The sequence below is a fragment of the Janthinobacterium sp. SUN073 genome, from assembly GCF_030397665.1.
In the GTDB taxonomy this organism is placed as follows: domain Bacteria; phylum Pseudomonadota; class Gammaproteobacteria; order Burkholderiales; family Burkholderiaceae_D; genus Janthinobacterium.
Map to the genome: position 1 here is coordinate 108,342 of NZ_JAPUBT010000010.1, position 18,783 is coordinate 127,124.

Sequence of the window (18,783 nt, forward strand, 5' to 3'; positions counted from 1 at the left end):
CCGGACAGTTGGTTTGCCCTTCTGTTTGCTCATGCACTCTGCGCTTGCCCTTGCGCACGGGCAGGCAGGATCTCCTATGGCGGCGCCGGGCGCTGCCAGTTCGCGCATCGTCCGCTTCGCGGCGGAAGACTGGCCGCCCTTCATTTCCCATAGCCTGCCTGCTGATGGCATGTCGGGCGCCATGGTCAGCGCCGTCTTCGAGCGTCTCGGTTATACGGTCAGATATGAATATTTTCCCTGGAAGCGCGCCATGCAGTTCGGCCTGGCCAGTCCCCGCTATGCTGGCTTCCTGGCCGTCTGGCGCACGCCTGAACGGGAAAAACTCTGCCACTTTTCTGTTCCGGTTGGCAACACACAAGGGGTGCTGGCCTACCTGAAGGAGGATGGCGTGCCCGGTACCAACCTGGCCGAACTGGGCCAGCTGCGTATCGGCACCGTGGCCGGCTATTCGAATGGCGAGCAGTTCGATGGCATGGTGGCGCGCGGCGAACTGAAGACGGAAGAGGGCTTGAACGACGCGACGAATTTGAAGAAACTGTTCATCAAGCGATATCGCGTGATCGTCATCGAACGCCACGTCCTGCAGCACTTGCTGATGGGACGCAACTTCAGCAAGGCCGAGCGTGAGCGCATCGCCATTATCGATACCGTTTTCAAGGAGCGCCCCGTGCATGTGTGCTTCCAGCGCACAGCAGACGGCGCAGTGCAGCAAAAGCGCTTCAACGAGGCGGCGCGCGATATCGACACGGCCAGGCTGGAACGCGATTACTGGAAGCGGCTCGACCAGAGTCTGGCGACGGCTCCACCGAATCCCTGAGCTGTCGCGCCACTGTTGTTCGTTGCCAAAACGAAATATCTAAATACGAAACCATTCGTTCTTGTTTGTTTGTCCATCCTTTAGTCTGCAACCACTGTGTTGACGACTTTGAAAGGATGTTTTCGTATGCTGGAACTGATTCACAAGCACTACCCCGCAGCACGCCTGCGGCAACTGGCGCACGCCGTCTCGGTGGCCGTGCTGGCGCTGGCAACGCCTGGCGTGGCGCATGCGCAAGCCGCGCTGGCCGCCGCACCGCTCGACGCCGTCATCGTCACGGGCGCGCGCGGCACGGGCCGCACCGTGGCCAACAGCGCCGCGCCCATCGACGTGATCAGCGCCCAGCAATTGCTGGCCACCGGTAAATTGAATCTGCTCGATGCGCTGGACACGGCCTTGCCATCGTTTAACTTGCCGGCCCGCGTGCAGCCGGACCTGGGCAGCATCGTGCGCGCCGGCCAGCTGCGTAACCTCGACCCGTCGCATACGCTGGTGCTGGTGAATGGCAAGCGCCGGCATACGACGGCCATCGTCAATGAGGATGGCTTTCCCGGTTCCGTCGCCACCGACCTGGCCCTGATCCCCACGGGGGCCATTGCCCGCGTGGAAATCCTGCGCGACGGCGCCTCGGCCATCTACGGCTCCGACGCCATCGCCGGGGTCATCAACATCATCCTGAAAGCCGATGACAAGGGCAGCTTCAGCACGCAGCTCGGTTCCAGCTACGATGGCGACGGCACGAACGGTTCCGCGCGCATCGATGGCGGCACGCGCCTGGGCGAACACGGCTTTGCCCACTTCGGCGCCGAAGTCCAGCGCCAGGGCATCGCCGTGCGCAATTTCGGACTGAATCCCGGCTATCTGTCGTATCCTGCCGTGCGCAACAGCGATGGGCAACTGGTGAAATTGGGACCGAACAACAGCTTGCCGGCCGGCGCTTCGCCGAACCCGGCCGAAGCGAGCCGCAACAGCAATCCATGGCGCAATACGGGCGTGCCGCAAAGCACGACCGCTTCGCTCAGCGCCAACCTCGGCTATGACGTGTCGAACGAAGTGCAGCTGTACGGCTTCGGCACGTATGCCCACCGCAATGCCCGCTCGGCGCAGAATTTCCGCTTGCCCAACACCATTTTCAATAACAACAAAGGCTTGCTGTCCGTGTATCCCGATGGCTTCACGCCGTATGAAACGACGAGCGAAAACGACTTTTCCTTGACGGGTGGCATCAAGGGCGAGACGGCGGGCTGGAGCTGGGATATCAGCAGCACCTACGGCCGCGACGATATCGACGTGGGCGTGGAAAACTCGGCCAATTACTCGCTGCCTTATCCGGGTGGCAAGACCGATTTTACGATCGGCAATCAGCGCTACAGCCGTTCGACCACCAACGCCGACTTGCGCCGTCCCGTGGTACTGGGATTGAGCGAACCGGTCGACCTCAGCGTCGGTCTCGAGTATTCGCATGAAACGCAGCAACGTAGCCCGGGTGAACCTGCTTCCTGGCAGGGCAGCGGCTCGTCGGCGCTGGCCGGTTATCTGCCCGTCGATGCGTCCGACACGGCGCGCCACAGCTATGCCGCGTATATCGGCCTGGGCGCCAAACTGACGCCGCAATGGTTGCTCGATACGGCCTTGCGTGCCGAAAAATATTCGGATTTCGGCAGCAAGACGACGGGCCGTTTGTCCGCCCGTTATGACGTCACACCCGCCGTGGCCGTGCGCGGCACCGTCAGCAATGGTTTCCACGCCCCCAGCCTGGTGACGCAATCGTATTCGAACACGTCTGATCATGCGGGCGTTCCCTACACCCTGGCGCAGCCGAATTCGGCCGCCGCGCGGGCCCTGGGTGCGCAAGCGTTGAAACCGGAAAAATCGACGAATCTGTCGGCCGGGCTGACCTTCAATCCGACGCCCACCCTGCGCCTGGCCGTTGATGCGTATCAAATCAAGGTCAGCGACCGCCTGGGCGTGTCGTCGAACATCGGCATCGACCGCAGCTCGGGCGTGGCGCTCGACGGCAGCGGCCGGCCGCTGACGGCGGCGCAAGCGACCGTCATTGAAAACCTGCTGCGCTCGGCGGGTTTGACGGTAGGCAATGGCCTCGTCGCGCATTATTTTGCCAACGTGGGCGACACGCGCACGCGCGGCATCGATTTCACGGCGGACGATGTGCTGCGCGTGGCCGATGGCAAGCTACGCTGGACGGCGGCGGCGAATTTCAACCACACGAGCCTGGTTGGCAAGGCGGCCTTGCCAACGGTGCTGCAAGGCTTGCCGAACATCGGCACCCTGAGCAAATCGGCCGAGTACGACTTGCTGTACCGGGCCCCGCGCGACAAGGAGATCGTCACCCTGGCGTATGAAAAAGCCGGTTGGACGTTCAACCTGCGCGAGACGCGCTACGGCAAGCTCAAGCGCCTGAACGCCATCACAGGCGGTGATTATCAACTGAAGGCCGCCTTCGTGACGGATGTCAGCGTCGGCTACGACATCAGCAAGCGCATCAACGTGACGGTGGGCGCCAACAATGTCTTCGACCAGAAGCCCAGCCAGGTGCCGCGCGAGGCACGCAGCGCGTCGAATCTGGCGCAGTACACGGGCGCGTATGACAACTCGGGCCCATTGGGCGTACTGGGCGGCTATTACTACGCCCGCGCCACGATTCACTTTTGATCTGCCATCGCTATCTCCATACTTATAATCAAGAACGGGAAATCCTCTATGTCTGACAAAAATCAACACGCGGCCATCGATCTGGAATGGGCCAATCTCCTCTCGCCGCAACGCCGTACGGTCTTGCGTGGCGGCGGCCTGGTGGCGGCGCTGGCCGCCTCTAGCCTGGCTGGTTCGGCGCTGGCGCAGGATGGCGCCGTCAAACGCGCGAAACCAGCACCCGGTAAAAGTCCGTGGGGCGAGCATACGGATACGGCGCCCACACCGCGCCCTGTCAGCGTGCGGCCCGGCGAGGAAACCTTGCCGGGCAAGCCGCGCGCCTACACGGATATCGAGAGTTATCACGCGCATATCTATTTTGATGAAGACAGTTACCAGAAGGCGGCGCTGATACGCAAGTGGGCGGCCGAGCGCTTCCAGATCGAGCTGGGCGACTGGAACCTGGAGCCGCGCGGCCCGCACGTGACGCCCTCGTTTTATTTCGGCTTCACCAATGATTTGCTGCCCGTGATCGTGCCGTGGCTGCAGCTCAACAGCTTGGGCTTGACGATATTGATCCACCCGAATACGGAAGATCCCCGTGCCGACCATCTGTATTACGCGCTGTGGGTGAACCGTTCGCAGCCCGTGAATGGCTACGCGATGAAGAAGCCGGGGCCGGGCGAGCCACGAGTCGAGCAGATTTTTGTCAATACGCGCCCGACGGTGAAAATCGAAACGTCGCGCGCATGAGTTGGGCATAAAAAAACGCCACGCCAGTGTGAACTGGCGTGGCGTTTTGATGGATATGCTGTGTATTAGCCGTGTTTCTGGATGAATTCGCCGATTTTCGGGCAAATGATCTCGCGCCAGCGGCGGCCCGAGAAGATGCCGTAGTGGCCGCATTTCGGCGCCACGAAGTCTTGTTGCATCTCGGCGGGAATGCCGGAACACAGGTCATGCGCCGCCTGCGTCTGGCCGGCGCCGGAAATGTCGTCCAGTTCGCCTTCTACGGTAAACAGCGCCACGTTCGTGATGTCTTGCGGACGCACCAGTTGGCCGCCCACTTTCCAGGTGCCCATCGGCAGGCTGAATTCCTGGAAGACCGTTTTGATGGTTTCCAGGTAGTACTCGGCCGGCATGTCCAGCACGGCGTTGTACTCGTTGTAGAACTGGCGATGGCCTTCCGCCGGCTCGTCATCGCCCGTCACCAGGTGCATATAAAACTCGCGGTGGCTTTGTGCGTGGCGGCCCGGATTCATGGCGATGAAACCGGCGTGCTGCAGGAAGCCCGGATACACCTTGCGGCCAAAGCCAGGGTAGTTCGGCGGCACCGCGTAGATCACGGTGTTTTCAAACCACGAGAATTTCTTTTCCGTCGCCAGATTGTTCACTTGCGTGGGCGAGCGGCGTGGATCGATGGGGCCGCCCATCATCGTCATGGTTTTCGGCATGTGCGGATCTTTGGCCGTCGCCATCAGCGAGATGGCAGCCAGCACAGGCACGGTCGGTTGACAGACGGAAATCACGTGCAAGTCAGGCGCCAGCAGGCGGATGAACTCTTGCACATAATAAATGTAGTCGTCCAGGTGGAACGGGCCTTCCGTCAGCGGTACCATGCGCGCGTCCGTCCAGTCGGTGATGTAGACATCGTGCTCGGCCAGCAAGCCGCGCACGGTGTCGCGCAGCAGGGTCGAGTGGTGACCGGACAGGGGGGCAACCAGCAAAACTTTGGGCTGTTGCAAGCCAGTGGCTTCTTTTTTGAAGTGAATCAGGCGGCAAAACGGTTTTGTGACGACAATGTGTTCGCGGATGTCGACGCTCTCGCCCTGGACGAGCACGGATTTGATGTCGAATTGCGGTTTTTCGTAGTCTTTGCCAAGGCGGTACATCAGCTCGTAGCCGGCTGCGATGCGTTGCGAAAACGGAGTGTGGGCCAGTGGGGAAACCGGGTTGGTAAATAACTTGGAGGACATGTCTGCCCATTGCATCACCGGAGTGAGGAAAGAGCGTTGCAGTTCGTGCAGTTGGTAAAGCATATAGAGTCCTTGTTTAATTCCAAGCGCCAATATCGGCTCAAATATCATAATCCAATTCTACGATATTTGTTGAGGACAAAATGTGCTTTACCGCGCATAGGTCCATAGTTTGCGCATCGATGTGACAGCGCGCCACACTTGCGTGGATAGACCTGCAATGATGTTTTAAAAGCAAAAAAAAGCAGCGTTTCCGCTGCTTTTTGTACCTTTATTTGCCGCTACACCCCTGCGGGGAAGGCGATCCCCGCCGGAATGACCGCCGCAACTGCCGTGCGCTTAACGCACCAGCATGTCGAGCTTGTCCTTGACGTCCTTGTATTGCTCGGCTTCCGGCAAGGCAGCCTTCGTCTTGGTGATCGAAGGCCAGTTACGGGCCAGATCGACGTTGATCTTGATAAAGGCTTGCTGGTCGCCCGGCACGTCTTCTTCCGCGAAAATCGCGTTCACCGGGCACTCTGCCACGCAGACGGCGCAGTCAATACATTCGTCCGGATCGATCGCCAGGAAGTTCGGGCCTTCCCGGAAACAATCTACCGGGCAGACATCGACGCAGTCGGTGTAGCGACAGGCGATGCAGGATTCGGTGACAACGTGGGTCATAACAGTCCTATCAATTTTGGGGGAGGTGCTGTAGCGCCTGCAGGAACCTCGGCGGCGCATACTAAAGCAAAGCATTGTATTTTAAGGCAATTCGCTATTTCTCACAAATCCCGCTTATATACAATACATATAAGCAAATTCATTTTTTCGCGTTGCCGTTGCCGCGCAGAGAGTGCAATTCAGCGACTATCCGGGACGTTGCCATGACGAACGCGGCAAGAAAGCGACAGTCGCCCGAAGTGGCAGGGTGCAGGTCGGGCGGCGTGCTGACTTGCCGTGTGGTGTTTTTGTTTTACTCAAATCAAGATCGACACAAAATACATGCCAGAAAAATCAGGCACTGGCACGTATTTGCGTCAGCAACTGTTGCCAACGTGCATTTTCAGCACTGCCATCCTCGGCAAACGTGATGGTGCGCCGCGCGGTGGGCGCGTCGACGGTGATCTGCCAGCGGGGGATATCGGCACCCAGCTGTTCAGCCGTGGCTTGCTGATGCGTGAAAAAGCCGCTGCTGGCCAGTGCCGCTTCCAGTCCGGGGCCAGCCGGATGGGCCTGCGTATCGATGTCGTATTGTTCACTCAGGCCGGCAAAGCCGCCGCTGCTGCGGGCTGAAATTTTCATGCTGCTCCTTGTTGTCGATGGTGGTGGGGCCAAATCCGGCAGGCCTGAAGCGTGCGCGCTGGTGCGCAGCTGCGTGGTTGTGCCGCGCAGTTGTACTGTCTATCGGGCGCCGTAACTGCGGCACCAGGCGGCCAGCGCTTCGCGCTCCGCTTCAAGCAATTGATCCGACTCGCTGTATTCCGCATGGTTCATGGTACCGCAGCAGGCGCGCCTGTCTTGCACGGCGCCGTCCCCGTCGACGACGTCGGCGGCAAAGCTCATCTGGCCATCTTCTGTCATGGCATTCGCCTTGAGTACTTCGCGCACGGTAAAACTGTTGCGGATGTAGTCGAGGTAGGCGCCATTGCCATCGGCCTCGGCGATCGTCAGCATGTGGCCGGCCACGTCGGCATACGTGGCGGCTTGCTCGGGCGACGCCACCAGGGCACGCAGGACCAGGCTGCGCAGGTAGTCGCCGCAGCGGTGCAGCACGGCCGCGTCGTCTTCCAGCTGGGGCTGGCGTTCGTGGGCAAAGATGTCGGCCAGGATGTCGTAGATGGCGCCCGTAAATACTTGCGAGATGGCGTGCACTTCCGTGCCTGCTTCCGATAGTTTGATGTCGTTGTCGGCATTGCGCAAGCCGTTAGGCCGGCCCAGGGCCAGGCCGAACTGTTCCGCCAGATCGGCCAGGAAGGTCTTGTCGTGCAGGTCGGACTTGGTTTGGGCGATCACCGCTTCCACCTGGTCCAGCTGCGACAGGGCCAGGAAGATGGCGGTCAGGTCGCCGAACGATTCGTGCAAGCCGCCCGTTTGCGGTGGATTGTTACTGAGCAGCCAATTCGGTTTCAGGCCATCGAGCACGGCGTGCCCCGTTTCATGCGAGACGATGTCGAGCGAGCGGCAGGTGTAGACGCGCTCGGTGGCGCCGCTGGGGATGAAGTCGCCGAACTTGAGGGCCTTGTCGCTGCGGCTGTAGTACGCGTTCATGACATTGGGCAAACCGTGCGGGAACACACGCAGGGGCGCCGTATTGCTGGCGCTATTCCATTGCCAGGGCAGGGGCGGCGCCGTGTCGTTGCTGGCCAGCGCGCGCTGGTACATGGTGAGCGTCATGCGCACGATGGCAAAGGTGTGCACGGCATCGAACTGGTCCGTGTTGGGCGAGACGATGAAGTCGCCGAAGGCATTCGGGCTGACCTGCGCGATGCCCGGTTCGCCAAACGTGATGCGCGCGTCGCGCGGGCCTTGCAGGATCAGGCCGGGCAAAAAGGCCTTGCGCGTGCCCAGGTCGCTCACGGACGGGTCTTGCTTCCAGATCAGCACGCGCGAACCGACGGGCACGGCGGCCAGGTTGCGGGCCGTTGCCTCGCTCAGGCGGGGCGGGCCCGGCTGCAAGGTCAGTTGCGCATTCTTGCGGTGCTGGCGGTACGGCGCCGAGGGGGTAGGGACATAGCCGACGGGCAGGGACACGCATTTGGTCAGCACGGCTTCGACCGGCACGATGACTTTCTGGTCCATGGTAGCTCTCCAAGATTACGCGCAGCTGGAATTGGAATAGTCGTCCCGCTTCGGTGTATCCGGTTTGATCTCGCGCAAACGTGATGCGGGACGGCGGGCGTTTTTTGCCAGTCCAGTGCCTGCTGCGGCCGCGCCTGCCGCACGCTGGCTGGTATGATGCTGACCGTATGGCCCCCGTTTTTATAATAAAAGGATCGTTTGATGGCGGATATAAATATAGTTCAGCAACATAAGCTGACAGCAACAAAGGCGCGCGAAGCGGCGCAGCAAGTGGCCGACAAGCTGGCCCAGGAATATGACCTGGCGTGCGCCTGGGATGGCGATGTGCTGCGTTTCGAACGCAGCGGCGTCGATGGTTCGCTGACCCTGGAAAAAGAGCAGGCGCAACTGCAAATCAAGCTGGGCTTCATGCTCAGCGCCTTTGCTTCCACGATTGAAGGCAAGATCGCCGAGAAGATGCGCAAGGTGTTTACCGAGTCAGTTTGATCCGCTTGTCTGGCGCCATGTTTGGTGCTAGGAAGCGTGTCACAGCGATGGGCGAAAAGATGATGCAAACACGTCTCTTTTCGCCTTTTTTACGTCTGACTGTACGCTGGCGAACATTGCTATCACATTTCTATTTGGAAAGCCATTGGACTTTGGTGTCTTTTTGCGTTATACTTGAGTCATATTTACAACAGCTACACCGCGTTTCACCTTCTGCTTCGCAGTACTCTCCGCTCGCTGAGTGGTGAATAATTCTTCGGGTTTTACACCTGCATCCAGTTAAAAGTAGTTTGGTCGATTTTTCGGTCAAATACATTTGGTGCCATGTATTTGCATGGCGCTAGCGTTGTTAAAAGTCCTGAACCACAGCCTCTTTTAGCACGCACACGGCACCCCGGCATCGGCTTTGGCCATCCGCTGGTCACACGCGTGTCACCCCCTGTTTACTGTCGCTCCCGTGCGCTTTTGCGCCGTGGCGTAGCCGACGCAGCAGGGTTTGCTGATTCCCGCCGCAAGCTGGCAGCTTGCTGGGTTTCATTCCATTCGTCAAATCGAGGGAGAACCACATCGTGGCAAAACAAATTATTATCGACCATGTGTTCAAAGTGTTCGGCGACAAGCCAGAAGAAGCACTTGAACTCGTCCGCAAGGGCGCCAGCAAGCAGGACATCCTGGCCAAGACCGACTGCACCATCGGCGTCTTCGACGCTACCTTTACCATCGAAGCGGGCGAGATCTTCGTCATCATGGGCCTGTCCGGTTCGGGCAAGTCGACCCTGGTACGCATGCTGAACCGCCTGATCGAGCCGACCGCCGGCCGCATCCTGATCGACGGCAACGACATCAATACCTTGCCGGACGCCCAGTTGCGTGCCCTGCGCCGCAAGGACATCAGCATGGTGTTCCAGTCGTTCGCGTTGCTGCCGCAAATTACCGTGCTCGACAACACTGCCTTCGGCATGGAACTGGCCGGCATGCCCAAGGCCGAGCGCCATGCGCTGGCCCAGCAAGCGCTGGAGCAGGTCGGCCTGGACGGCTACGGCGCCAGCTATCCCGACGAATTGTCGGGCGGCATGCAGCAGCGCGTGGGCCTGGCCCGCGCGCTGGCTTGCGATCCATCGATTTTGCTGATGGATGAAGCGTTTTCCGCGCTCGATCCGATTATCCGTACGGAAATGCAATCGGAACTGCTGCGCTTGCAGCAAATCAAGCGCCGCACCATCGTCTTCATTTCGCATGACCTCGACGAAGCCATGCGCATCGGTGACCGCGTTGCCATCATGAAAGACGGTCACGTGGTGCAAGTGGGCACGCCGGAAGAGATTTTGCGCAAACCAGCCAACGATTATGTGCGCAACTTCGTGCGCGGCGTCGATGCGGCGGCCGTCTTCAAGGCCAGCGATATTGCCCGCAAAAGCCAGATCGTGGTGTCGGAATCGCCGAGCCGCGGTTCGCGCGCCGCGCTGTCGATGCTGGAAGAGCAGGATCGCGCGTTTGCCTATGTTGTCAATCCGCAGCGCAAGTTCCTCGGCGTCGTCTCGGTCGATTCGCTGCGCAGTGCGCTCGACGGCCATGTCGGCCCGCTGGGCCTGGCACATGCCTATCTGCCCGACGTGCAAACCATTAACGCAGATGAGCCAGTCGCCGGCCTGTTCGGCCAGGTGGCGCAACTGCCTTACGCCGTCCCTGTGGTGGCCAATGACGGCAGCTTCCGCGGCGCCATCAGCAAGACAACCTTGCTGAAGTTCCTCGACCGCGACACGCCAGCTATTGCCGAGCCACAACAACAGAAAGGACAAGCATGAACCCAAGCACCGTTTCTACCGTAGAACCTGTTGTTGAACAGGCCGCCCAGATCAATCCCTGGGCGCTGACGCCGCCCACCGACGCCAGCACCGCGTGGCTCGATGCCGCCGCGCCTGCCGTGCAGCCGGAACAGGCGTCCGGCTTTCACCTGACACAGATTTTCGACGGCTCGCTGCCGCTGGAAAGCTGGATCAACCAGGGCCTGGGCTGGGTCGTGGCGCATTTCCGCCCCTTCTTCCAGGCCGTGCGCGCGCCGATCGACAGCGTATTGTCCGGCGTGGAAGGCGTGCTGCTGGCCGCTCCGTCGCTGACGGTGATCGCCATCATCGGCTTGCTGGCATGGCAATTTACCAGCCGCACGCTGGCCATCGGCACCGTGCTGGCGCTGCTGCTCGTGTCGATGCTGGGCATCTGGCCGGAAGCCATGACGACCTTGTCGCTGGTGTTGACGTCGCTGGCGTTCTGTCTGGCCATCGGTTTGCCGCTGGGCATTTTCCTTGCCAGCAGCGACCGCGCACAGAATATCCTGCGCCCCCTGCTGGACGCCATGCAGACCACGCCCGCCTTTGTTTACCTGGTGCCGGTGGTGATGCTGTTTGGTATCGGTAATGCACCAGGCGTGATCGTGACGATCATCTTTGCCCTGCCGCCACTGGTGCGCCTGACCAACCTGGGTATCCGCCAGGTGCGTCCGGACCTGATCGAAGCGGCCCGCGCGTATGGTGCCTCGCCGTGGCAGTTGCTGACCCGCGTGCAGTTTCCGCTGGCCATGCCGTCCATCATGGCTGGTATCAACCAGTCGCTGATGCTGTCGCTGTCGATGGTCGTGATCGCCTCGATGATCGCCGTCGGTGGTCTGGGTCAAATGGTGCTGCGCGGCATCGGCCGCCTGGACATGGGCCTGGCAACCGTGGGTGGCCTGGGCATTGTGCTGCTGGCCATCACCCTGGACCGTTTGACGCAAGCGATGGGTCAGCCGCGCCGTGGCGTGCGCCACTGGTATCAGACGGGTCCCGCCGGTTTCGTGCTGCGTCTGGTGCGCGGCAATACGAAGAAAAATAATGTTGAACAGCAAGCAACGCTGGCCAACGCACAATAAAGGAAGCACATGCATCAAATTGACAATTTTAAAGTGACGCAAAAATCGCAACGCAAGTTCCAGCTGTTTTCGGCCCTGGCGCTCGCCGCCCTGGCCCTGACCACCAGCCTGGCCATGGCGCAGACGCCGGCCGCCTCCGCCAATGAGTTACCCGGCAAGGGCGTCAAGGTGCAGCCGCTGCAAAGCTCGATCGCGGAAGAAACCTTCCAGACCATGCTGGTCGACAAGGCCCTGGAAAAGCTGGGCTATGAAGTGCAGCCGATCAAGGAAGTGGAGTACCCGACCGCGCATATCGCCATCGCCAACGGCGACGCCACCTTCATGGCCGTGCACTGGGACCCGATGCACAAGGATTTCTATAACAATGCGGGCGGCGACGCCAAGCTGTCGCGCACGGGCCAATACGCCGGCCCTGCCGCGCAGGGTTATCTGATCGATAAGGCGACGGCCGAGAAGTACAACATCACGAATATCGACCAGTTGCGCGATCCCACCCTGGCCAAGCTGTTCGACCATGATGGCGATGGCAAGGCTGACTTGACGGGTTGCAACCCCGGCTGGGGCTGCGAAGCGCTGATCGAGAAGCACATGGATGCGTACAAATTGCGCAAGACGGTGACGCACGTGCAGGGCAGCTATGCGGCCCTGATCGCCGATACCCTGGGCCGCTACAAGCGTGGCGAACCGATCCTGTACTACACATGGACGCCGTACTGGGTCAGTGGCGTGCTGGTGCCGGGGAAGGATGTGGTCTGGCTGAAAGTGCCATTCTCGGCCAATCCGGACAAGGTGAATACCCGCCTCGACGATGGCAGCGATTACGGTTTTGCCGTCAACACGGCGCGCATCGTGTCCAACAAGGCCTGGGCGGAGAACAACCCGGCCGCGGCCAAGCTGTTCGAGGTGATGCAATTGCCCGTGGCGGACATCAATGCGCAGAACGAGCGCATGCGCCGCGGCGAAAACACGCAAGCCGATATCGCGCGCCATACGGCCGGCTGGATCAAGTACCACCAGCAAAAGTTTGACGGCTGGATCGCGCAAGCGCTGGCGGCAGCGAAAAAGTAATTTGCGGCTGATACAGGCGTAAAAAAAGTGGCTACCGGTTTGGTAGCCACTTTGACGTTAACGGCCTGTTTTCACCTGTTTTGGTGGTTTTTTGTGAGTTTTCAGCCGTTTTTGGCTGATTTCTCAGTAAAACAGGCGTTGCTCGCGTTTAATCCTTCAAGTCTTCGATCAAGTCGATGTACTGCTGTTGCGCCTCTTCCTTCGAGGTGCCGGCCAGGGCCGCCCAGGCGTCGAACTTGGCGCGGTTGACGAAGTCGGTCATGCCAGGACGCTCGCCCGTGGCGTCGCCGCTCGAGGCTTGCTTGAACAAGGCATAAATTTTCAACAAGGTCATATTGTCCGGACGCTCGGACAGGGTCTTGGAATCGAGCTGCGCTTGTTCGAATTGCTCTTGTAAACTCATGATGGCTCCTGTGTGCTGATGGAATCGCTGGAAAAGTGCGGCAGGCGCGGCGGAGTGGCCACCGTGCGTGCTGCAGTGCCTGACATCATAGTGAAAAAAGCGCGCCGTGCATTAGAGGGGATACTCAAAACAAAAGCGCCGCCGCTCGATGAAGAGGGGCGGCGCCAGATACAGTCGCTTGAGCGCTGCGAAGTCCGTTCTTATACGCCCAGCAGTTCGACGTCGAAAATCAGGGTGGCGTTCGGTGGAATCGCGCCGCCGGCGCCGCGTGCGCCATAGCCCAGTGCTGCCGGGATGATCAGTTGGCGCTTGCCGCCCACTTTCATGCCTTGCACGCCTTCGTCCCAGCCTTGAATGACGCGGCCTGCGCCCAGCGGGAATTCGAATGGGTCGTTGCGGTCCTTGCTCGAATCAAATTTCGAACCGGCGCTGCCGTCGTCGTTTTGCAGCCAGCCCGTGTAATGCACGACAACATTGTTGCCGGCTTGCGCTTCAGCGCCTTCGCCGACGACGGTATCGATGTATTGCAGGCCGGAAGCGGTAGTGGTGGTGGTCATGATAATCCTTGTGTAGGCGATGAAAGCTTCAGATTGTAGAGCAATGAGTTGCAAAGCGCCATTCCAGGCGCGGGACAGGGAAAAAGGGGAAATTACGGTGATGTGTGGCTGCCGCTTGCATTTAAGGGGGGATTTCATACAAAAAATACAGTGTTCCACGTAAAATGCCTGTTTTGTATTTAACAGTGATTTCTTCCATGTTCCGCAGTCTACGCCGCCTTGTTTTTTCCTCGCTGTGCCTGGTTTCCGCAATGTCTACGGCGCAAGCCGAAGTGGTGGTGGTGCTCAATTCCCGTGATGCTACGGTGCAACTGCTGGACCAGAAAACCTATGCTCCCCTGTCCACCTTTGCCGTCGGCAAGGAACCGCATCACTTGATGGAAACGCCGGACGGCAAGTCGCTGATCGTCGCCAGTTCCGTCGGCAATGAACTGATTTTCCTCGACCCCGTGTCGGGCCAGATCCAGCGCCGCATCAGCAATATCCTCGACCCCTACCAGATTGGCTTTTCGCCGGACCAGAAGTGGTTCATCTCGAATTCGCTGCGCCTGGACCGCATCGACCTGTACCGCTACGACGGCAAGACCCTGACCCTGGCCAAGCGCATTCCATTGCCGAAGCTGCCCAGCCACATGGCCTTCACGGCCGACAGCACCATGGCCTTCATCACTCAGCAGGGCAGCAACCAGGTCAGCGCCATCGACTTGGCCACGCAGACGGTGAAATGGACCATGCCTGTCGGCCCGGCGCCGGCCGGCATCACGATGACGCCCGACGGCAAGCATTTGCTGGTCGGCATCATGGGCAGCGATTACGTGGAAGTGATCGACTGGCGCACGCAAAAGACCGTCAAGCGCATCAAGGCGGGCGCCGGCACGCATAATTTCCGCGCGCTGGGTGACAACCGCATGACGTTTGTCTCGAACCGCGTGTCGAACACGATCAACATCATCGACCAGCAAACCCTGGAAAACGTGGGTACCATCAATGTGCCTGGCGGCCCGGACTGCATGGAAATCACGCCCGATGGCAAGACCATGTGGGTCACCTTGCGCTGGATCAAGAAAGTGGCCGTGATCGACCTGACCACGCGCAAGGTGATCAAGACCATACCGGTGGGCCGCTCGCCCCATGGCGTGTATTTCGCCACCCATTCGCCGCGCATGTGATGACGGGTGTGATGATGCAATGCCTCACTTTCGCGGGCGGCGTGCCCGCTGTGCTGCTGTGCGCCAGCGTCATGCTGTCGCCTGCGCATGCCGCCGCAGCAGTACCAGCCGCACCTTCAGCCCCGGCCGCCTGCAAGGGCACCATCTACATGACCTTCGACACGGGTAGCCAGTCGCAAGCGCAACTGATCGCTGACGTGCTGAATAAGCGCCATGTGAAGGCAACCTTCTTCCTGGCCAATGAAAAGACCACGCGCGGCGACTATTCGCTCGATCCCTCATGGGCGCCGTACTGGAAAGCCCGCGTCGCCGAAGGCCATGCGTTCGGCACGCATACGTTTGACCATGTGTACTGGAAGAAGGATCTGGCCAGTGGCTTGATCCAGGTCAAGCCCCAGTTCGGCAAGGATGGCGGCAAGCTGGCCTCCTTCACTGATCAACAGTTCTGCGAGCAATTGCGCCGCGTCGATACGCGTTTCCAGGAGCTGACCGGGCACAAGCTCGATCCGTTCTGGCGCGCGCCGGGCGGCTACACCTCGCCGCGCACCCTGGCCGCCGGCAGCGCCTGCGGCTACCAGCATGCGGGCTGGGCGCCGGCGGGCTACTCGGGCGATGAGCTGCCCAGCGATAAGTATCCAAACGCCATGCTGCTGAAAAAAGCGCTGGCCAACTTGCGCAGCGGCGACATTTTCATTGCGCACATGGGCATCTGGTCGCGCAAGGAGCCGTGGGCGCCCGCCAACCTGGATGCCTTGATTTCCGGCTTGCAAGACAAGGGCTTCTGCTTTGCCACCCTGCGCGAGCATCCCGCCTACGCGCAAAAGAAGGGCCAGCCATGACCGCCGCCGACATCGTCAGCCTCGTCACGCCCGTCATCGACGCCGTGGTCGACGCCTTTGGCGTGGCGCAAGGCTGGCTGTTCCAGACTATCGTCAACCCCCTCGTGTATCACCTGGGCTTTGGCGAATTCACGGAAGAAGCGTTCGAAGGCACGGAATGGCTGCTGATCGGCCTGTGCGAACTGGTGCTGCTGTTTCTCGTGCTGCGTCCGCTCGAAGCCTTGATTCCCGCGCAAAAGATGACGGACCCGCGCGCCCGCTGGAACGATTTTATCTACACGGTGCTGCACCGCGTCGGCCTGTTTTCCGTGCTGGTCTTCTTTACGCTCGATCCGCTGATGGATGCCTTGGCCGGTGCTTTGCGTTTCGATAATATCCATCCATTCAACCTGGAGTCGCTGTTGCCCGGCATCAGTCCCTTGCTCAGTTTTATCATTTATTTTGTGATACTGGACTTTGTCGATTATTGCTACCATCGGGCTTCGCACCATTTCGGCTGGTGGTGGGGCTTGCACAGCCTGCATCACAGCCAGCAAAACATGAACTTGTGGAGCGATGACCGCAACCACTTGCTCGATGACTTCCTGCGCGACGTGGTGATGGCGCTGGTGGCGCTGGGTATCGGCGTGCCACCGGGCCAGTACGTGCTGCTGGTGTCGATTTCGCGCATTCTGCAAAGCTTGCAGCATGCGAATGTGAGGATACACTTCGGCCGCATCGGCGAGCGGCTGCTGATCTCGCCCCGTTTCCACCGCACGCACCACGCCATTGGCGTGGGGCACGAGTCGAAAGGCAAGGGCAGCATGGGTGGTTGCAACTTCGGCGTGGTCTTGCCGATTTGGGATATGCTGCTGGGCACCGCGAATTTCTCGGCGGGCTATGCGCGCACGGGCGTGCGCGACCAGCTGGCCCGCATCGACAGTGATGGCGTGGGCCGCCCCGGACGCGAGTATGGCCGCGGCTTCTGGCAGCAGCAATGGCTGGGCCTGCGCCGCATGGTGGAATTTGCAAGATTGAAACGAAAAGGACGCCGTTGATGCGTAATGTGTTGAATTCGTATGGCCGTGCTTTCCTGTCGCAATTGCATGGCAAGATACTGCTGTTGAGCGTTGCGCCATTCATCCTGTCGCTGATCTTGTGGGGAGCCCTGCTGTATGTGGGCTTGCAGCCGCTGATCGACAGCCTGCACGCGCTGTTCACGCAGTATGATTTCTTCCGCACCAGCGGCCAGGTGCTGTCCACCTTCGGCCTGGGCGTGCTGAAAGCCGTCATCGTGCCCCTGATCGCCATGTTCATGCTGCTGCCGCTGATGATCTTGACGGCGCTCATTTTCATGGGCCTGTTCGCCATGCCGGCCATCGGCCGCCACATTGGCGGGCGGCACTTTCCGCGGCTGGACAAGAAGCATGGCGGCAGCCTGCTCGGCAGTGTCGGCACTTCGCTGGCTACCTTTTTGCTGTTCATCGTCGTCTGGGTGCTCATGCTGCCGCTGTACGCGTTTCCACCTGCCGCACTGGTGGGGCAAGCCGTGCTGTGGGGCTGGCTGACCTACCGCGTGATGGCGTATGACGCCATGGCCGACTACGCCAGCGTGGAAGAGCGCCACGCCATCATGCGCACGCAGCGCTGGCCCCTGCTGGCCATCGGCATGGTCTCCGGCGCGGCCGGCGCCGTGCCGGGCATGCTGTGGATGGGCGGCGCGATGTCGGTGGTGTTCTTCCCCTTCCTGGCGGCGTTCGCCATCTGGCTGTATGTACTGATCTTTATCTTCACGGGTCTGTGGTTCCAGTATTACTGCCTGGAAGCACTGTCGCGTTTGCGGGGCGTACGCGGCATGACCGACGTGGCGCCGGCGGACGCTTGAGTATTTTTATCGAATTCTACGAGGGAGCTTCATGGCTATCGGATTGATCATCATCGGCGACGAAATCCTGTCGGGCAAGCGCACGGACCAGCATTTCCCGAAAGTAGTGAGCATGCTCAAGCAGCGTGGCTTGCAGCTGAGCTGGGCGGAATACGTGGGCGACGAACCGGCCCGCCTGGTCGCCTTGCTCAAGCGTAGCTTCGCCAGCGGCGACATCGTTTTCAGCTTTGGCGGCATCGGCGCCACGCCGGACGACCATACGCGCCAGGCGGCCGCCGATGCGCTGGGCTTGCCGCTGGTGCTGCATCCGCAGGGCAAGCTCAATATCGAGCAGCGCATCACGGAAATGGGAGCAGAGGCGGGCGTGCCGGCCGATTTGAACTCGCCGGAAAACCTGCACCGCCTGAAAATGGCGGAATTTGTCGAAGGCGCCGAGCTGATTCCGAATCCGTACAACAAGATTGCCGGCTTTGCCGTGCGCGAACATTATTTCGTGCCGGGCTTTCCCGTCATGTCCTGGCCCATGATCGAATGGGTGTTGGACACGCATTACAGCCATTTGTTCAACCAGGTGCCGCGTGCGGAACATGCCTTGCTCGTGTATGAAACGGCCGAATCCTTGCTGACGCCGCTGATGGTGCGCCTGGAAGTGGAGTTTCCACTGATCAAGGTGTTCAGCCTGCCTAGCGTGGGCGATGCGCAGACGCGCCGGCATATCGAACTGGGCGTCAAGGGCGAACCCGCGCAAGCGGCGACCGCCTTTGCGGACATGTGCGCCGCACTCGATGCCCTGCAGGCGGAATACACCACTATCTGAGCTGCTGCCCGCCCGGCGCCGGCGGTTTTTTTTCGCTGGCGTCCAGCCCGCCTTGCATCTTAGAGCCTATCCCAGTAGGGAGCGTCTTCTGCAGGCAGCGCATCAGGAGCGCGGACAAGGCGTGAGGAGGACGCGTGGCGAGCCACGCAACGACGATCAACGCAGTCCCCGCTTCTGAGGGGCGCCAGCAGGGGATGTATTCATCTACTGGGATAGGCTCTTAGTACGCAAGCGTACGTTCCAAGACGTTGTTTTTTTGCGAAAATCTTCGATGAAGCAAGATTTTTGTGCGCGCTCGTCAGTCGTTTTCATGCCGATGTGGTGGAATGGTGAACAGGGGCCTTGTGTGTCGAATGCGGGGTCGCCTGCCTGTGCAGTAACGTGTTTTTTTGATTCACTGGTATGGACATCATGTTAAGCAAGCTTTGTTGTGACCGGCCTTGGCCGGC

At 60.2% G+C, this 18,783-nt stretch carries 18 protein-coding genes; 12 read left to right on the plus strand and 6 right to left on the minus strand.

What is annotated here, in order from left to right:
* The first annotated feature begins 76 nt into the window (after positions 1–76).
* The 3 genes from O0882_RS22855 (at position 77) to O0882_RS22865 (ending at position 4,222) form a co-directional block, all read left to right on the plus strand.
* Positions 77–817 (plus strand): transporter substrate-binding domain-containing protein, encoded by a 741-nt coding sequence (locus O0882_RS22855; RefSeq protein ID WP_289951772.1) that lies wholly within the window; start codon positions 77–79, stop codon positions 815–817.
* Between the two features lie 126 nt (positions 818–943).
* Positions 944–3,490 carry a TonB-dependent receptor gene (locus O0882_RS22860; RefSeq protein ID WP_289951774.1) on the plus strand — a complete coding sequence of 849 codons (2,547 nt, stop codon included), beginning with the start codon at positions 944–946 and terminating at the stop codon, positions 3,488–3,490.
* Between the two features lie 48 nt (positions 3,491–3,538).
* A complete protein-coding gene (locus tag O0882_RS22865) occupies positions 3,539–4,222 on the plus strand; it encodes a DOPA 4,5-dioxygenase family protein (protein WP_289951776.1) in 684 nt (227 codons plus the stop codon).
* Positions 4,223–4,287: 65 nt separating this feature from the next.
* Here O0882_RS22865 and phaZ read toward each other — a convergent pair whose 3' ends face one another.
* From phaZ to O0882_RS22885, 4 genes are all read right to left on the minus strand, one after another.
* The gene (gene phaZ, locus O0882_RS22870) at positions 4,288–5,508 is read right to left on the minus strand and encodes a polyhydroxyalkanoate depolymerase (RefSeq protein WP_289951778.1); all 1,221 of its coding nucleotides are present in this window, start codon (positions 5,506–5,508) and stop codon (positions 4,288–4,290) included.
* 276 nt (positions 5,509–5,784) lie between these two features.
* Positions 5,785–6,108 carry a ferredoxin FdxA gene (fdxA, locus tag O0882_RS22875; protein ID WP_010395176.1) on the minus strand — a complete coding sequence of 108 codons (324 nt, stop codon included), beginning with the start codon at positions 6,106–6,108 and terminating at the stop codon, positions 5,785–5,787.
* A gap of 333 nt (positions 6,109–6,441) precedes the next feature.
* Positions 6,442–6,729, minus strand: a complete 288-nt coding sequence (locus O0882_RS22880) for a protealysin inhibitor emfourin (RefSeq protein ID WP_289951780.1) — start codon at positions 6,727–6,729, stop codon at positions 6,442–6,444.
* Between the two features lie 99 nt (positions 6,730–6,828).
* Complete coding sequence (locus O0882_RS22885; protein WP_071079213.1) at positions 6,829–8,226, minus strand: hypothetical protein; 1,398 nt, start codon at positions 8,224–8,226, stop codon at positions 6,829–6,831.
* A gap of 201 nt (positions 8,227–8,427) precedes the next feature.
* On the opposite strand from O0882_RS22885, the gene O0882_RS22890 reads away from it, so the two are divergent.
* From O0882_RS22890 to proX, 4 genes are all read left to right on the plus strand, one after another.
* A complete protein-coding gene (locus tag O0882_RS22890) occupies positions 8,428–8,712 on the plus strand; it encodes a polyhydroxyalkanoic acid system family protein (RefSeq protein WP_289951783.1) in 285 nt (94 codons plus the stop codon).
* Positions 8,713–9,281: 569 nt separating this feature from the next.
* Positions 9,282–10,517 (plus strand): glycine betaine/L-proline ABC transporter ATP-binding protein ProV, encoded by a 1,236-nt coding sequence (proV, locus tag O0882_RS22895; protein ID WP_289951785.1) that lies wholly within the window; start codon positions 9,282–9,284, stop codon positions 10,515–10,517.
* Positions 10,514–11,617, plus strand: a complete 1,104-nt coding sequence (proW, locus tag O0882_RS22900; protein ID WP_116743309.1) for a glycine betaine/L-proline ABC transporter permease ProW — start codon at positions 10,514–10,516, stop codon at positions 11,615–11,617. Before proV ends, proW begins: the two co-directional genes overlap by 4 nt.
* Positions 11,618–11,626: 9 nt before the next feature.
* Positions 11,627–12,685 (plus strand): glycine betaine/L-proline ABC transporter substrate-binding protein ProX, encoded by a 1,059-nt coding sequence (gene proX, locus O0882_RS22905; protein ID WP_289951789.1) that lies wholly within the window; start codon positions 11,627–11,629, stop codon positions 12,683–12,685.
* Between the two features lie 148 nt (positions 12,686–12,833).
* Here proX and O0882_RS22910 read toward each other — a convergent pair whose 3' ends face one another.
* Positions 12,834–13,088, minus strand: coding sequence for an acyl-CoA-binding protein (locus tag O0882_RS22910; protein ID WP_034782468.1), 255 nt, complete (start codon positions 13,086–13,088; stop codon positions 12,834–12,836).
* Between the two features lie 200 nt (positions 13,089–13,288).
* Positions 13,289–13,645: an FKBP-type peptidyl-prolyl cis-trans isomerase gene (locus tag O0882_RS22915; RefSeq protein ID WP_010395194.1), complete on the minus strand. Its 357-nt coding sequence runs from the start codon at positions 13,643–13,645 to the stop codon at positions 13,289–13,291.
* 197 nt (positions 13,646–13,842) lie between these two features.
* On the opposite strand from O0882_RS22915, the gene O0882_RS22920 reads away from it, so the two are divergent.
* The 5 genes from O0882_RS22920 (at position 13,843) to O0882_RS22940 (ending at position 18,334) form a co-directional block, all read left to right on the plus strand.
* Positions 13,843–14,814 (plus strand): beta-propeller fold lactonase family protein, encoded by a 972-nt coding sequence (locus tag O0882_RS22920; protein WP_289951791.1) that lies wholly within the window; start codon positions 13,843–13,845, stop codon positions 14,812–14,814.
* Positions 14,815–14,885: 71 nt separating this feature from the next.
* Positions 14,886–15,653: a polysaccharide deacetylase family protein gene (locus tag O0882_RS22925; protein ID WP_289951935.1), complete on the plus strand. Its 768-nt coding sequence runs from the start codon at positions 14,886–14,888 to the stop codon at positions 15,651–15,653.
* The gene (locus O0882_RS22930; protein WP_289951792.1) at positions 15,650–16,690 is read left to right on the plus strand and encodes a sterol desaturase family protein; all 1,041 of its coding nucleotides are present in this window, start codon (positions 15,650–15,652) and stop codon (positions 16,688–16,690) included. The genes O0882_RS22925 and O0882_RS22930 overlap by 4 nt, the downstream gene beginning before the upstream one ends.
* Entirely contained in the window at positions 16,690–17,517 is an 828-nt protein-coding gene (locus O0882_RS22935) for an EI24 domain-containing protein (RefSeq protein ID WP_289951795.1), read from the plus strand. The genes O0882_RS22930 and O0882_RS22935 overlap by 1 nt, the downstream gene beginning before the upstream one ends.
* 31 nt (positions 17,518–17,548) lie before the next feature.
* Positions 17,549–18,334: a molybdopterin-binding protein gene (locus O0882_RS22940; RefSeq protein ID WP_289951796.1), complete on the plus strand. Its 786-nt coding sequence runs from the start codon at positions 17,549–17,551 to the stop codon at positions 18,332–18,334.
* The last annotated feature ends 449 nt before the right edge of the window (positions 18,335–18,783 follow it).

Bases quoted from the DNA above. Each gene is read 5' to 3' on its own strand.
- O0882_RS22855 (WP_289951772.1), top strand. From the start codon at position 77: ATGGCGGCGCCGGGCGCTGCCAGTTCGCGCATCGTCCGCTTCGCGGCG.
- O0882_RS22860 (WP_289951774.1), top strand. From the start codon at position 944: ATGCTGGAACTGATTCACAAGCACTACCCCGCAGCACGCCTGCGGCAA.
- O0882_RS22865 (WP_289951776.1), top strand. From the start codon at position 3,539: ATGTCTGACAAAAATCAACACGCGGCCATCGATCTGGAATGGGCCAAT.
- phaZ (WP_289951778.1), bottom strand. From the start codon at position 5,508: ATGCTTTACCAACTGCACGAACTGCAACGCTCTTTCCTCACTCCGGTG.
- fdxA (WP_010395176.1), bottom strand. From the start codon at position 6,108: ATGACCCACGTTGTCACCGAATCCTGCATCGCCTGTCGCTACACCGAC.
- O0882_RS22880 (WP_289951780.1), bottom strand. From the start codon at position 6,729: ATGAAAATTTCAGCCCGCAGCAGCGGCGGCTTTGCCGGCCTGAGTGAA.
- O0882_RS22885 (WP_071079213.1), bottom strand. From the start codon at position 8,226: ATGGACCAGAAAGTCATCGTGCCGGTCGAAGCCGTGCTGACCAAATGC.
- O0882_RS22890 (WP_289951783.1), top strand. From the start codon at position 8,428: ATGGCGGATATAAATATAGTTCAGCAACATAAGCTGACAGCAACAAAG.
- proW (WP_116743309.1), top strand. From the start codon at position 10,514: ATGAACCCAAGCACCGTTTCTACCGTAGAACCTGTTGTTGAACAGGCC.
- proX (WP_289951789.1), top strand. From the start codon at position 11,627: ATGCATCAAATTGACAATTTTAAAGTGACGCAAAAATCGCAACGCAAG.
- O0882_RS22910 (WP_034782468.1), bottom strand. From the start codon at position 13,088: ATGAGTTTACAAGAGCAATTCGAACAAGCGCAGCTCGATTCCAAGACC.
- O0882_RS22915 (WP_010395194.1), bottom strand. From the start codon at position 13,645: ATGACCACCACCACTACCGCTTCCGGCCTGCAATACATCGATACCGTC.
- O0882_RS22920 (WP_289951791.1), top strand. From the start codon at position 13,843: ATGTTCCGCAGTCTACGCCGCCTTGTTTTTTCCTCGCTGTGCCTGGTT.
- O0882_RS22925 (WP_289951935.1), top strand. From the start codon at position 14,886: ATGCTGTCGCCTGCGCATGCCGCCGCAGCAGTACCAGCCGCACCTTCA.
- O0882_RS22930 (WP_289951792.1), top strand. From the start codon at position 15,650: ATGACCGCCGCCGACATCGTCAGCCTCGTCACGCCCGTCATCGACGCC.
- O0882_RS22935 (WP_289951795.1), top strand. From the start codon at position 16,690: ATGCGTAATGTGTTGAATTCGTATGGCCGTGCTTTCCTGTCGCAATTG.
- O0882_RS22940 (WP_289951796.1), top strand. From the start codon at position 17,549: ATGGCTATCGGATTGATCATCATCGGCGACGAAATCCTGTCGGGCAAG.